We start from the raw sequence: 13,205 nt of genomic DNA, 5'->3' as shown, positions 1-13,205 counted from the left end.
ATTATTTTACCCTTTCCAATACCGCTTCAATATTTGGAGATTTACCTCGCCACACAGTGTACGCTTCAGCAGCTTGCCCAACTAACATACCAATACCGTCAATCAGCTGACAATTTGAATTGTGTGTCGCTATCCAGTTTAAAAAACTCGTCTGCGTATCGCTATAAAACATATCGTAGCCCCAGCTTGTCTGAGCCACAACATTACTTGCAATATTCGGTATGTCACCGGTGACGCTCGAGGATGTCGAATTTATCACACCTGTGTAAGGTAAATGTGGGATTTCATTGAGTGCCACAGCTGTGACTTCACCATAAGGGGCAAACAGCTTCGCCAGTTGTTGAGCTTTTGACACCGTACGATTTGCTACTACGATGTATTTAACGCCAGCCTGTAATAATGGGTATATACACCCTCTTGCTGCACCACCAGCGCCCAAGAGCAAAATGACAGCATCTTGTAATTGCACTTGATGTCTCAGTAAATCAGATACTAGGCCAGCACCATCAGTATTATCACCTAATACTGTTCCATCATCTTGCCGCTTTAATGTATTAACAGCGCCAGCCAATTTTGCCCGCTCAGTTAACAGATCAGCATAATTAAATGCTTCTTCCTTGAACGGTAAAGTGACATTCGCTCCAAGTCCGCCATCTGCAAAGAACGCATTGATACTACTGACAAAGCCATCTACCGGCGCCAATATAGCGGTATAGTCAATCTGCTCATTAAGTTCAGATGCAAATTGCGCATGAATCTCTGGCGATTTAGAATGCTTTATCGGGTTACCAAAAACCGCGTATTTATCCATTTTTAGCCTAACAATAGTGATAGTGAATGAAGCAGTTAATAAAACGTATCTTTAATAAAGATGCAAGTGAAGATCCTAAGACATCGCAAAATCATCATGCACCTAACCCCGAACGCACGCCCTATGAATTAATTGGCGGAGACAAAGGAGCGCTCGCTTTAGCTAATCGCTTTTATGATGTCATGGAGAGTGACCCCTATGCCAAACCACTTTACGATATGCATCCGCTGCCTCTTGATAGGATCCGACAGGTATTTTTTGAATTCTTGTCTGGTTGGTTGGGCGGACCTGACTTATTTGTCGAAAAGTATGGCCATCCGCGCCTCAGAATGCGCCACATGCCGTTTACTATCAACCAAGACCTACGTGACCAATGGATGTATTGCATGGATAAAGCATTAGATGCAGAGATTGATAACCCACTACTGCGTGAGGGCTTAAGAAAGTCGCTTGCACAATTAGCAACACACATGATTAACCAAGACTAGCGTGCTATTTGTAATTTAACATTAGCGAAGTCACTTTTGCGCTGAGTCAAATAGTACGGGTTTATTCACACGCATAATGGATGCTTAATTTCTTTTAGGTGCGATGCGTGTGAAGTCTATTCAACATAAAATATATGCCCTGCTTGCTATTACTGGTGTGTTGGTACTCATAGCCAGTATCCTAAGCAATAGTAGTCAGCAAAAAAACCTCGCCGAGCAAACTGTCGAAACCAATATTCGGTTGCTGGCCGATAATTACTTCGATTCTATCAATACTATGATGCTCACCGGCACTATGTCTAATCGGCATATTCTCGGGGAAAAGCTCCGTAACCATGACAATATTGAAGATGCTCACATCGTGCGTGGAGAGCAAGTCAATAAGCTTTATGGCCAAGGAAATCCAAACGAATATCCACAAACGGATGCTGAGCATGCAGCCCTCAAAGGTGAAGAACTATTAGTCATCGAGCAAAGCGGTGATAAACGGGTAATGACTTACCTAAAGCCCATGGTTGCCAGTGCTGATTACAAAGGCACAAATTGCTTAGGTTGCCATCAAGCGCTAGAAGGTGACGTGTTAGGTGCGGTCAAAATCAGCTACTCTCTGAGCGATATTGATAATACTGTCGATACAAATACCGTTTTTAGTACTGCACTGCTAAGTACTATCTTTGCCACTGCATTCATCATTTTAGGTATCTTGTTCCGCAAATTGTTTATCGTTCGCCTAAAGCGGCTTGGCAAAACCATGCGCCTTGCTACCTCAAACCAAGATTTAAGTTTACGTATCGATGATGACATCGACGATGAGCTAGGTCGACTTGCTACTAACTTCAACAAAATGATGGCTGCCTTTAAAGAGAGCATTGCCGAAGTGTCCCGTTCATCAAAAATTTTGATCCATTCAGCAGAGCATATATACACCGCAGCTGAAACCACGGAAGAAGCGATACAAGCACAAAAACAAGGAACAGATTCGGTCGCCGCAGCAATCAATCAACTGGAAAGCTCATCGAGTGAAGTAAAAAACACCACCCACTTTGCCTCTGAAAAGTCAGACAGTAGTAATCACCTTGCTGAGCAAAGCATGTCGATTGCCCACACCACAGAGCAAAGCATCAACCAATTAGCCGATGATATTCGAGATGCTGCTAATCAAGTCAGCCAATTGCAAACACAAACATTGGCCGTTGGCAAAGTGCTAGAGGTGATAAGCAGTATCGCAGAGCAAACGAATTTGCTCGCGCTGAACGCTGCTATAGAAGCCGCACGCGCAGGAGAAGCTGGCAGAGGGTTTGCAGTGGTTGCCGATGAAGTGAGAACTCTGGCAACCCGTACTCATGACTCAACCGATGAGATACGCCGCACCATAGATAAGTTACAACAAGAAGCACAGCAGACCGTCGGCGCAATGACGGCTTCCTGCGCAGAGGCAGATGATCGCGCACAGCAAGTGCAACAGGTTGCTCAAGCGCTAAAGGATATTTCATCTCAAATGCATGAGATCAATGCGCTCAATGTGCAAATCGCCGATGCCACGGAGCAACAAAATCAGGCTGCTGAAGAGATAAACCAAAGTGTTGTCGCCATTCGGGATAATGCCGAACAATCTTTGGAAGATGCCCATGGTAGTAAACGAGTCAGTGAAGAACTACTCGAGTTAGCCCGCTCTTTGGACGAACAAGTGCGAGGATTCAAATTAGACTAACCTTCAAAAAAGGAGCATCACGCTCCTTTTTTAATACTCAATCTTTAATAGCTCAACTAATTTATGAGAGCGAGTCTATATTCAACCAATCTTGTGGTTTTAAATAATGTTCATATAACTTAGTTTCGTTTGACCCCGCCTCTGGGGTGAAATCATATTCCCATCTTGCTAAGGGCGGCATTGACATCAAGATGGACTCCGTACGACCACCACTTTGCAAGCCAAATAATGTGCCTCTGTCCCAAACTAAGTTAAATTCAACATAGCGCCCACGACGGTAGAGCTGAAATTCGCGCTCTTGCTCAGTCACAGGGGAAGCCTTTCTGCGTTCCATGATGGGAATATAAGCGGGTAAAAAACCTTCACCAACAGCTTTCATAAAGGCAAAACTCTTATCAAAGCCCCACTCGTTCAGATCATCAAAAAACAAGCCACCCACACCTCGGGTTTCATCTCGATGCTTTAAGTAAAAATAATCATCACACCACTTTTTATAACGCGGGTACACGTCATCACCAAATGGGTCACATAGGTCTTTTGCAACTTGATGCCAGTGCTTAACATCTTCCAAATGCGGATAAAACGGCGTTAAATCAAAACCACCACCAAACCACCAAATCGGTTCTTCACCTTCTTTTTCAGCAATGAAAAAACGCACATTCGCATGACTGGTGGGTATATGTGGGTTTTTTGGGTGAATAACCAAAGAAACGCCACAGGCATGGAAGCTTCGCCCTGCTAATTCAGGTCGATGCGCTGTAGCAGATGCAGGCATAGACGCGCCAAAAACATGAGAGTAATTTACCCCACCTTGTTCAATGACGTCTCCCCCTCTAAGTACTCGTGTTCGACCACCACCGCCTTCTACACGCTCCCACTTATCTTCCACAAATTTGCCGCTGCCGTCAGCTTTTTCTAGACCAGCACAAATAGCATCTTGCAGTTGCAACAAGAATTCCTTGACCGTTTCTAAGTTCACTTTGCTCACGCGCTTAGCTCCTAAATACTTTACCTGTCATAGCATCACGAATTTGACTCGGTGCAGTACGGCCGCCGAGCGCTCCCTCTTGATAAAAGCCAACACGTTCATTAAACATAGCTTTTGCTTCATCTATGGTCATTGCAGGTTCTTCACCACTAAAGTTTGCACTGGTAGATACAAGCGGTTTTCCAAAATCCTGACACAATTGCTTAACGACGGGGTGATCGGTCACACGAACAGCAATGCTTGTATGTTCACCCGTTAGCCATTTAGGTGTCGTCGATTTAGCAGGCAGAACCCACGTGACAGGCCCTGGCCAAGCAGAAAAAATCTCTGCACGTTTATCCATCGGAATTTTTGCATCATCGACATATGCTAAACATTGAGCAAAATTATCAGCAATTAGGATAAGGCCTTTTTCAATAGGACGCTCCTTTAATGCTAACAGTTTATGCACTGCACTTTCGCTATCCGGATCACACCCCAAACCAAAAATGGCCTCGGTGGGATAACAGATCAGCTCACCTTGCTGCAATGCTTCAATCGCCGACTGCGGCTTAGCTGTTTGATTTTCATTGTGACTCATAGGGATCCTCAATCATATGCTGACAAGCTTTTTGCGGGCATTGTAACATAGCTTTTCCAGCCCGCTTTTTTTGCACCATTACAGGCCAATCACATTGCTCACACTGATGTGCGACGGGATACTGGTTCAAACTATATTTGCATTTAGGATAAGCATCACACGCATAAAAAAACTTGCCGTACTTGTTCTGTCTTTTCTGTAAATGCCCTTTATTGCACTTAGGGCACTGAGGAAGCGAATCAGCTTGTTCCTCTTCTTCATGCACAATGAAGTCACATTCTGGGTAACCTGTACACCCAATAAACATGCCGTATCGACCATTCCTGATCACCAATGCTCGACCACACTCTGGACAAGGTGCATCATCTAGCACTTTGATTTCGTTACTCTCATGATGAGCAAACGCACGCATATAATCGCATGTTGGGTAATTGGCACAACCGAGAAATGCCCCATTTTTGGAGTGTTTGACCACCAGCTCTGAACCACATTTAGGACAGATCTCATACTCTTTCTCTAATGCATGTTTGTCTGCATTAAAAAGAGAGTGATCAATTTTACTCATTTTTCTTACCTTCACTGTGCATGCTTTGCGCTATTTTACTGCGTGTATCAATATAAGGACAATAAAATTACACTTATATTAGTCGCTATGAGCACATTTGACAGATTTAAAAAGCTGGGGACATGAATTTGCAACGGCACTTTGATAGTTCAAATATGCCGTAAACAGTTTAGTGTAGTAACCCTGATGGTTGCTCGAAGATTAAGTCTTCCATTTGTGCATAAGCATGCTCTTTTCCAGGTACGTTAAATAGCACCATTAAAATCACCCATTTTAAATCATCTAAACAGATAGATGATTTTTCGAGTGCCAACATACGGTCAACGACCATTTCTCTGGTCGTACTATCAACTACGCCTATTTGCTCAACAAACATTAAAAAACCACGGCATTCTACATCGAGCACTCGGCATTCTTCAGTCGTATAGATGCGTATCGCTGAGTCTGGCTTTGCGTTTAGGTAAGGAAATTCGTCACTGTGTTGAAGATCTGCTAATTGCTCCAACCAATCGAGCGCTTTATAAATCTCAGCTTGGTCAAAGCCCGCACCGACAAGTTCGTCTGTTAATTGATTTTGCTCTACGAAGATATCCGCTTCGCTGTGAATATAATTTTCAAATAAATACATCAGGATATCAAACATGTTTAACCCCTCGCTAATTTGATGTAGCCGTTTAATACACGTTCTACTTTGTCTTCAAGCTCTAAGTCCAATAATCTCGCAAGTACTTGCTCTACTGGCCACTGGGTCCTCTGCGCTAAGGTATCGACGTCAGTTACCTCATAGCCGAGATTTTGCAAAATGGGGCAAGTCTCCTGTTTTTTCTCACTTTCTATAATATATAGACTGTTTTCGGGTAAAAAGCTCACCTCTTCGATAATATCGCTGACATTTTCAGTCAGCTTCGCACCTTGCTTTATTAAAAAGTGACACCCTTCAGATAAACTATGACGAATTGAGCCTGGGATCGCAAATACCTCCTTATTTTGCTCAATGGCATATCGCGCAGTAACCAATGAACCGCTTTTAATCTCGGCTTCAACCAATAGCACGCCCAAAGAAAGCCCTGATATGATTCGATTGCGTCTGGGGAAATTAGTTCCGTGAGGCTTTGTCCCAGGTAAAAACTCGCTAACAATAAGTCCGTGCTCGACAATACGCCAATACAACTCATCGTGACGCTTAGGATAAATAACATCTGCACCAGTACCCAGTACCGCAATCGTTTTATGAGTGCTGTTTAGTGCCCCGTTATGTGCCGCACCATCTATACCTCTTGCCATACCGGAAGTGATAACAAAATGAGCGTCGCCTAATTGTTTTGCAAAGTCATAGCTAATGTCCATACCCATACGCGATGCACTTCGGCTGCCAACAATGGCAATTTGCTTCTGATGCAATAAAGCACTGTCTCCGCGACAAAACAGTAACCATGGCGGGCTGCAAATATGCGTCAATGAATCTGGATAGTGGGTATCGAAGTAATGAATGATTTGAATATTTAATGCCGCACATTGCGCTAAAATACGATCGACTTTAAACCAATCGATACGATGTATTTGCTGCGCCACATTTTCATTTAGCCCTAACTGGCAAAGTGCTGATTTAGAAAGTGAAAAAATATCAGACACATTGATTTTGTATGTGAGCGCGGTAATAGTACTCACACCAATACCATGGCACAAATATAAGGCCACCGCATCTCTCAATGATAAATGTTCCATGCTCCCTCCTTGAGCAATATCGATTTAATTGGTTACGCTGTCTCCCACCTGAATAGGCTGTGTTGTCTTCATCACCATTGCATAACTTATATTGTCATAGACTTTAAATAGCATTAGTTCGCCCACTTTTTCGCTGGGCATATGCCAAACAGTGCTGTCCTCACTGTTTTCCTCACCAAACCAAGACCCAATGTCCCCAATTAATTTATCAAGGCTACTCGAGTCTTCGAGGTACTTAGGCGTGCCATTACGTTCAACCACAGTCGGAGACTGGCGCAAAATATCTAATACGCTTCCCTCAACCAATTGCTGTTCACTGCCAACATTAAGTACCACGACCGATAAAGGGCCAAATTCACTATGTTTATTGCTGCTGGCGATAATTGCACCTTCGACAGGTTGACTGGGCTTACTCATTTTAAAAGTAGCTTTAAGATCCTGCCCTTGAGGAAGTGGCATCAGAAAGTCGCCCGCTTTTATCTCGCGCTTAACTGCCTCAACTTTTACCGTGCTGGGTATCCCATCCTCAATATTCCCTGACTTTAAAGCCCGAGCTGTGCCAACTAAAACGGTTTCATAAGCCAAAGTGCGCGATCCATCTTTGTATGCATCGCCCTGACGGTAAATGCCATAATTACCGCCTTGTAACAAATTACCCTTCACATACAATAAATGACCGGTAATGCTCATTTTAAAGTTTTTATCAGAGCCAAGTACAATTGGGAATTCCGCCAAATCATCTTTATCAAGCGCTTGGTCATAGCTTAAATACGGCTCTAAAACAGATAAAGGAAGCGTTGGTATTGCAGTGCCCTTCTCTGCAATGATACGCACATGCGGGGATAGTTTTCTTACCCCCTTATCAATTATTAATATCGGATTACCATTTTCGTCCAAACCCAAAGATAAAATATCACCGGGGTAAATCAAATGCGGATTATCAATTTGTGGATTTTTCTGCCATAACTGACGCCACTTCCATGGGCTACGTAAATATAAACTCGAAATGTCCCACAGCGTGTCGCCTTTTTTCACTACATAGCGCTTAGGTGCGTCTGATTTAACCGTTAATGTGTCGGCAATAGCAGGGGAAACCGCGGCGGCGGCCATGATCAAGGCTGCAATTTGAGATTTCATTCCGAATTCCTTGAGTTATTTTTAGATATTATCCACCAAAACCTGTTAAAGGGGAACGTGAATGGCTAAAATAAGACCATACATTACCCCATTTATAACGACTGTAAAAGGTATCTATGGCAAAGTTAGAAGTGCTTAAATTTCCCGATGAGCGTTTGCGTACAGTGGCAAAGCCTGTGGAAGAAGTAAATGATGAAATCCGTCAAATCGTTAAAGACATGCTAGAAACCATGTATGACGAAAACGGTGTTGGTTTAGCTGCAACGCAAGTTGATATTCATCAGCGCATTGTCGTCATTGATGTGTCAGAAGAGCGCAACGAGCCATACGTTTTAATAAACCCAGAAATCATCTCATCAGAAGGCACTATGGTTTGCGAGGAAGGCTGTTTATCAGTGCCTTACTCTTATGCAAAAGTAGATCGCGCGGAAAAAGTCACCGTAAAGGCACTTAACGAACATGGTGAAGAGTACCAATTCGATGCACAAGAACTGCTGTCTAATTGCGTGCAACATGAGCTAGACCACCTTGCTGGCAAGCTGTTTATTGATTACTTGTCGCCACTAAAGCGCCAACGCATCAAGAAGAAAATTGAAAAAGAAGCACGCCTAGCGGCAAAAGCATAATCAAATTTATTTAATTGGATAATTTATTCGTGAGTAACCCTTTGCGTATAGTATTTGCGGGCACGCCAGATTTTGCTGCACGCCACCTTCAAGCATTGCTCGACTCCCATCATGACGTGGTCGCAGTGTACAGCACACCAGACAAACCAGCTGGTCGCGGAAAAAAACTAAAAGCCAGTGAAGTGAAAACACTTGCTTTAGAACATGACCTGCCAGTTATCCAGCCAGCCTCCTTAAAAAGCGACGAAGCGGCTCAACAACTGGCTGCGTTAAATGCTGATGTGATGGTCGTGGTTGCCTATGGGCTTTTACTACCAAAAGCCATATTGGAGACGCCTAAACTTGGCTGCCTTAACGTGCACGGTTCAATCTTACCTCGTTGGCGTGGCGCAGCCCCCATTCAACGTGCTATTTGGGCTGGAGATAAAGAAACCGGCGTGACCATCATGCAAATGGATGAAGGCTTGGATACAGGTGATATGCTACATATCGCCACGTGCCCGATAGACGCTCACGAAACCAGTGCAAGTCTATATGCCAAGCTTGCTGAGTTGGGGCCCTCGGCCTTGGTAGAGACTTTAGACGCGCTTGGTGCAGGAAATATCACGCCAGAAGTTCAGGATGACGCATCTTCGAACTATGCTAAAAAGTTGTCTAAACAAGAAGCCGATATCGACTGGACAATGGACGCAGAACAAATTGAGCGCAATATCAGAGCATTCAACCCCTGGCCAATGTGCTTTACGCAGATGCAATCGCAGACAGTAAAAATTTGGCAGGCAAGCGTCATCGATCAACAAGGCGAAGCTGGCACCGTGCTCAGCGCAGATAAGCAAGGCATTGTCGTTGCTTGTGGCACCCATGCTTTACAAATTACCCAACTTCAACCTCAAGGCAAAAAGCCAATGTCGGCTCAAGACTTTTTAAATGGCCGTGCTGAGTGGGTTACACCAGGTAATAAGGTAGGTGCCTAATGGCCAATGTACGCGCACTAGCAGCACAAACGCTATTTCAAGTGGTCGATAAAGGACAATCGCTCACAGCACAGCTACCTTATGCAAGCCAAAAACTGCCACCTAAGGACCGCGCACTATTACAACAAATGTGTTATGGCGTTTTGCGCTATTTGCCCAGTCTTGAAAATTATTGCCAGCAATTACTAGAGCAACCGCTGCGAGGAAAACGCCGCGTATTCCAGTTTTTGCTCTATGTCGGTATTTATCAGCTTCAGCATATGCGCGTACCCGCTCATGCAGCTGTCGCCGAAACGGTAAATGCACTCAAACCACTCGGTGCGCCTGGAATGAAAGGCTTAGTCAATGCGGTTTTGCGTAACTTTCAACGCCAACAGACAACGCTTGAGCAAAGTGCCAATGAAATCATGGTATGTCAGTACAATCACCCGAGTTGGTTTATCAAAAAACTGCAGGCTGCCTACCCAGACACTTGGACTGAGATCCTTGAGGAAAACCAGCGACAAGCCCCCATGTGGCTGCGTGTAAATCAGCGCCAAGCGAGTACGAGTCAATATGCAGAGCAACTCGATAACGCTGATATTGCTTACACTATAGACCCACAATACGAAGACGGTATTTTACTGACCCGTCCAGTAGATGTGGCGAAACTACCAGGTTTTACTTCTGGTGCAAGTTCAGTGCAAGATGCCGCAGCGCAGATGGCGGCTCGTTTATTATCACCACAAGATGGTGACAATATTCTAGATGCATGTGCGGCACCGGGTGGAAAAACGTGTCATATATTAGAAATTGCAGACGCTCAGGTTACTGCATTAGATGCTGACGAGAAACGCTTAGAACGTGTCACGGAAAATCTTACCCGCTTATCGTTGACGGCCCAGTGTGTACATGGACTCGCGGATGAGCCGGATAACTGGTGGCAAGACGAGCAATTTGATCGTATTCTGTTAGACGTACCTTGTTCTGCAACTGGTGTGATCCGTCGCCATCCAGATATTAAGTGGCTACGACGCGCTGCAGACATTGACGAGCTAGCGAAATTACAAGCAAAGATACTCGATAATATCTGGCCATTGCTAAAATCAGGCGGTACCTTGGTATATGCAACCTGTTCTGTATTGCCTGAGGAGAACCACCAGCAGATCAATGCATTTTTATCACGTACAGAGGACGCAAAGCACATTGCATTGCATGTCGATGACAAGGTTGCACAGCCCGGCTTACAATTACTGCCAGGCACCACGGATGGCTTCTATTACGCCAAGTTGCAAAAACTCTAAACGTTGTAAGTTTAAGCTATGAAAATCATTATTTTAGGCGCAGGACAAGTTGGCGGTACACTTGCAGAAAACCTAGTTGGTGAGCAAAACGAAATTACCGTCGTCGATATCGACGGTGAACGCTTACGTGAATTACAGGATAAATACGATCTGCAAGGCGTCAATGGCCATAGTGCACACCCAGAAGTACTCAGACAAGCGGGGGCCGAAGATGCCGATATGATCATTGCGGTCACCAGCTCAGATGAAGTCAATATGGTTGCATGCCAAGTCGCCTATAGTATTTTCAATACACCAACCAAAATTGCTCGGATCCGCTCCGAGCAATATTTAGATTACCGTGAAAAGTTATTTCACAACGACGACTTACCAGTTGACCATTACATTGCGCCAGAGCAATTGGTGACAAAATATATTCGTCGCCTAATTGATTATCCAGGTGCGCTACAAGTACTGCAATTTGCAGATGGTATGCTGTCATTGGTCGCAGTAAAAGCGTACTACGGTGGTTTATTGGTTGGCTATGCACTGTCAGCACTCAAAGAGCACATTCCTAATGTTGATACTCGAGTCGCGGCGATTTATCGCCAAGGTAAAGCCATCAAGCCCTTAGGAACGACCGTCATAGAAGCGGACGATGAGGTTTTTTTCATCGCAGCGACGAAACACATTCGTGCCGTCATGAACGAGCTTCAAAAGCTAGAGCAGTCGTATAAAAAAATCATGATAGCGGGTGGCGGTAACATCGGTGCAGGCCTGGCCCGCTCGTTAGAAAAAAACCACAGTGTGAAGCTCATCGAACGCAATCACAGCCGCGCATCTCAGCTCTCTGAAATGCTCGATAATACGGTCGTTTTTTGTGGTGATGCGTCTGATCAAGAATTATTATCAGAAGAGCATATCGAACAAGTAGATGTATTTATTGCCGTCACCAATGACGATGAGGCTAACATCATGGCTGCTATGTTGGCCAAACGTATGGGTGCGCAAAAAACCATGGTACTTATCCAGCGCAGCGCTTATGTAGACCTTGTGCAAGGCGGCGAAATTGATATTGCTATTTCGCCGCAACAAGCCACCATTTCAGCCCTGCTCACCCATGTCCGCCGTGGTGATATCGTTAATGTTTATTCATTACGAAAAGGTGCGGCGGAGGCGATTGAGGCTGTTGCACATGGTGATGAAAACACCTCTAAAGTCGTTGGGCGAGCAATCCGCGATATTAAGTTGCCACATGGCACAACGATTGGCGCGATTGTGAGGGACTCTGAAGTATTGATCGCCCATGATCATACGGTGATTGAATCGGGTGACCACGTGATCATGTTCTTAATCGACAAGAAGCAAATAGGTGTGGTTGAGAAATTATTCCAGGTCAGTGCCTTGTTCGTATAACATCAAGTCGAGATGGCCTATGCCATCTCCCTCTATACAGTGCTACTCACTGCCCAGTACAGAAATATCAATTAAGTAATCTTTGAGTATCGCCTGAACTTGTTCATTTTGGCTGTCTAAGTGAATACCCAGTGACACAATATCTTCTTGGTTTTCTTTCACTCTACATACCTTACCAACAAGCGTGAGCTTTTTCGCATCTTTGCCTTCGATGAGAATCTCACAAGATAATTCTTTTAACTCTTCTGGCAAGTGGGTTTTCTGTACGTCAAACATCAGACCGGCCAGGGAAATATCTTTAATGACGCCGACTTCACTTTTTCCTTCCACACTCAAAACAGCAGGGATAAGCGTAGGAATACGTGTCTGAGCACGTAACTTGTATGTCTGAACCTCATTAGGATAATAAAGATAAATGAGTCTGGCTGGGTGTGTCGTCACTGATTTAATGGTTTCTTTGAAAGCGATAATTTGCCCATCACCTTCCTCAGGTAAAGCACGTACAATCACCTCTGTGCCTTCTTTGACATAATCCATAGCCGCACCCAAACGTTGATGGCTGGGATGGTTCAAAATAATAAATTGGTTCTCAAGCGCACCCACAAATTCAGTTTTGATCCGCTTGCGATTGGCTGGCAGTACAATCTCCATATCGACAATACTTCCCGCTCGCATCTGTAATACCTGCAAACGATTTTCTGCCAACTCTTGTATAGTCATGCTAAATACCCCTAACTATTGCGCTGTGTATTTTTGCAGTATGGCACCAGTTTGTGACGCCATCGCATAATTACTATGAATTATCGTCTAGATAGAGAAAAACTTTAACTTTTACGCGGGATTTCACACTTGATGATGGGTTTAAAAACCCATCATCAGACTTTTGGAGGGAATGTAAATTAAGCTGGCACTGTCAGTAGTA

14 protein-coding genes are annotated in these 13,205 nt (G+C 44.3%); 6 read left to right on the top strand and 8 right to left on the bottom strand.

The annotated features are described in order from the left end of the window. Nucleotide 1: 1 nt before the first annotated feature. The gene (aroE, locus tag S4054249_RS00140) at nucleotides 2-811 is read right to left on the bottom strand and encodes a shikimate dehydrogenase (RefSeq protein ID WP_046357235.1); all 810 of its coding nucleotides are present in this window, start codon (nucleotides 809-811) and stop codon (nucleotides 2-4) included. Between the two features lie 26 nt (nucleotides 812-837). Between aroE and S4054249_RS00135 the strand changes: the two genes are divergently transcribed. Continuing rightward, nucleotides 838-1,299 (top strand): group II truncated hemoglobin, encoded by a 462-nt coding sequence (locus tag S4054249_RS00135; protein ID WP_046357234.1) that lies wholly within the window; start codon nucleotides 838-840, stop codon nucleotides 1,297-1,299. A gap of 103 nt (nucleotides 1,300-1,402) precedes the next feature. Further along, nucleotides 1,403-3,010, top strand: a complete 1,608-nt coding sequence (locus S4054249_RS00130; protein WP_046357233.1) for a methyl-accepting chemotaxis protein — start codon at nucleotides 1,403-1,405, stop codon at nucleotides 3,008-3,010. 61 nt (nucleotides 3,011-3,071) lie between these two features. On the opposite strand, the gene hemF is transcribed toward S4054249_RS00130, so the two are convergent. The 6 genes from hemF to S4054249_RS00100 form a co-directional block, all read right to left on the bottom strand. Then, nucleotides 3,072-3,998, bottom strand: a complete 927-nt coding sequence (gene hemF / locus S4054249_RS00125) for an oxygen-dependent coproporphyrinogen oxidase (protein ID WP_046357232.1) — start codon at nucleotides 3,996-3,998, stop codon at nucleotides 3,072-3,074. A gap of 4 nt (nucleotides 3,999-4,002) precedes the next feature. Beyond that, on the bottom strand, nucleotides 4,003-4,578 hold the full coding sequence (locus S4054249_RS00120; RefSeq protein WP_046357231.1) for a Sua5/YciO/YrdC/YwlC family protein: 576 nt from the start codon (nucleotides 4,576-4,578) through the stop codon (nucleotides 4,003-4,005). Beyond that, nucleotides 4,565-5,143 carry a DNA topoisomerase family protein gene (locus S4054249_RS00115; RefSeq protein ID WP_046357230.1) on the bottom strand — a complete coding sequence of 193 codons (579 nt, stop codon included), beginning with the start codon at nucleotides 5,141-5,143 and terminating at the stop codon, nucleotides 4,565-4,567. The genes S4054249_RS00120 and S4054249_RS00115 overlap by 14 nt, the downstream gene beginning before the upstream one ends. A gap of 169 nt (nucleotides 5,144-5,312) precedes the next feature. Beyond that, nucleotides 5,313-5,786 (bottom strand): DUF494 family protein, encoded by a 474-nt coding sequence (locus tag S4054249_RS00110; protein ID WP_046357229.1) that lies wholly within the window; start codon nucleotides 5,784-5,786, stop codon nucleotides 5,313-5,315. Nucleotides 5,787-5,788: 2 nt separating this feature from the next. Continuing rightward, nucleotides 5,789-6,868 (bottom strand): DNA-processing protein DprA, encoded by a 1,080-nt coding sequence (dprA, locus tag S4054249_RS00105; protein WP_046357228.1) that lies wholly within the window; start codon nucleotides 6,866-6,868, stop codon nucleotides 5,789-5,791. A gap of 24 nt (nucleotides 6,869-6,892) precedes the next feature. Continuing rightward, entirely contained in the window at nucleotides 6,893-8,005 is a 1,113-nt protein-coding gene (locus S4054249_RS00100; RefSeq protein WP_046357227.1) for a LysM peptidoglycan-binding domain-containing protein, read from the bottom strand. A gap of 116 nt (nucleotides 8,006-8,121) precedes the next feature. On the opposite strand from S4054249_RS00100, the gene def reads away from it, so the two are divergent. From def to trkA, 4 genes are read left to right on the top strand one after another with little or no spacing between them, the layout of a single operon-like run. Further along, the gene (def, locus tag S4054249_RS00095; protein WP_039611123.1) at nucleotides 8,122-8,631 is read left to right on the top strand and encodes a peptide deformylase; all 510 of its coding nucleotides are present in this window, start codon (nucleotides 8,122-8,124) and stop codon (nucleotides 8,629-8,631) included. Nucleotides 8,632-8,660: 29 nt separating this feature from the next. Next, complete coding sequence (fmt, locus tag S4054249_RS00090) at nucleotides 8,661-9,605, top strand: methionyl-tRNA formyltransferase (RefSeq protein ID WP_046357226.1); 945 nt, start codon at nucleotides 8,661-8,663, stop codon at nucleotides 9,603-9,605. Further along, a complete protein-coding gene (rsmB, locus tag S4054249_RS00085) occupies nucleotides 9,605-10,888 on the top strand; it encodes a 16S rRNA (cytosine(967)-C(5))-methyltransferase RsmB (RefSeq protein WP_046357225.1) in 1,284 nt (427 codons plus the stop codon). The genes fmt and rsmB overlap by 1 nt, the downstream gene beginning before the upstream one ends. Before the next feature lie 18 nt (nucleotides 10,889-10,906). Continuing rightward, nucleotides 10,907-12,283 carry a Trk system potassium transporter TrkA gene (trkA, locus tag S4054249_RS00080; protein WP_039611126.1) on the top strand — a complete coding sequence of 459 codons (1,377 nt, stop codon included), beginning with the start codon at nucleotides 10,907-10,909 and terminating at the stop codon, nucleotides 12,281-12,283. Nucleotides 12,284-12,325: 42 nt separating this feature from the next. Here the strand turns inward: trkA and S4054249_RS00075 are convergent, their stop codons facing one another. Then, nucleotides 12,326-13,003, bottom strand: coding sequence for a flagellar brake domain-containing protein (locus S4054249_RS00075; protein WP_046357224.1), 678 nt, complete (start codon nucleotides 13,001-13,003; stop codon nucleotides 12,326-12,328). Nucleotides 13,004-13,205: the final 202 nt, after the last annotated feature.

Source organism: Pseudoalteromonas luteoviolacea (assembly GCF_001750165.1).
Classification (GTDB): Bacteria; Pseudomonadota; Gammaproteobacteria; order Enterobacterales; family Alteromonadaceae; genus Pseudoalteromonas; species Pseudoalteromonas luteoviolacea_G.
This window is presented reverse-complemented; position numbering and strand designations above follow the sequence as displayed.

Bases quoted from the DNA above. Each gene is read 5' to 3' on its own strand.
- S4054249_RS00135 (WP_046357234.1), top strand. From the start codon at position 838: ATGAAGCAGTTAATAAAACGTATCTTTAATAAAGATGCAAGTGAAGAT.
- trkA (WP_039611126.1), top strand. From the start codon at position 10,907: ATGAAAATCATTATTTTAGGCGCAGGACAAGTTGGCGGTACACTTGCA.
- S4054249_RS00075 (WP_046357224.1), bottom strand. From the start codon at position 13,003: ATGACTATACAAGAGTTGGCAGAAAATCGTTTGCAGGTATTACAGATG.
- S4054249_RS00100 (WP_046357227.1), bottom strand. From the start codon at position 8,005: ATGAAATCTCAAATTGCAGCCTTGATCATGGCCGCCGCCGCGGTTTCC.
- rsmB (WP_046357225.1), top strand. From the start codon at position 9,605: ATGGCCAATGTACGCGCACTAGCAGCACAAACGCTATTTCAAGTGGTC.
- S4054249_RS00115 (WP_046357230.1), bottom strand. From the start codon at position 5,143: ATGAGTAAAATTGATCACTCTCTTTTTAATGCAGACAAACATGCATTA.
- S4054249_RS00120 (WP_046357231.1), bottom strand. From the start codon at position 4,578: ATGAGTCACAATGAAAATCAAACAGCTAAGCCGCAGTCGGCGATTGAA.
- aroE (WP_046357235.1), bottom strand. From the start codon at position 811: ATGGATAAATACGCGGTTTTTGGTAACCCGATAAAGCATTCTAAATCG.
- S4054249_RS00110 (WP_046357229.1), bottom strand. From the start codon at position 5,786: ATGTTTGATATCCTGATGTATTTATTTGAAAATTATATTCACAGCGAA.
- S4054249_RS00130 (WP_046357233.1), top strand. From the start codon at position 1,403: ATGCGTGTGAAGTCTATTCAACATAAAATATATGCCCTGCTTGCTATT.
- def (WP_039611123.1), top strand. From the start codon at position 8,122: ATGGCAAAGTTAGAAGTGCTTAAATTTCCCGATGAGCGTTTGCGTACA.
- dprA (WP_046357228.1), bottom strand. From the start codon at position 6,868: ATGGAACATTTATCATTGAGAGATGCGGTGGCCTTATATTTGTGCCAT.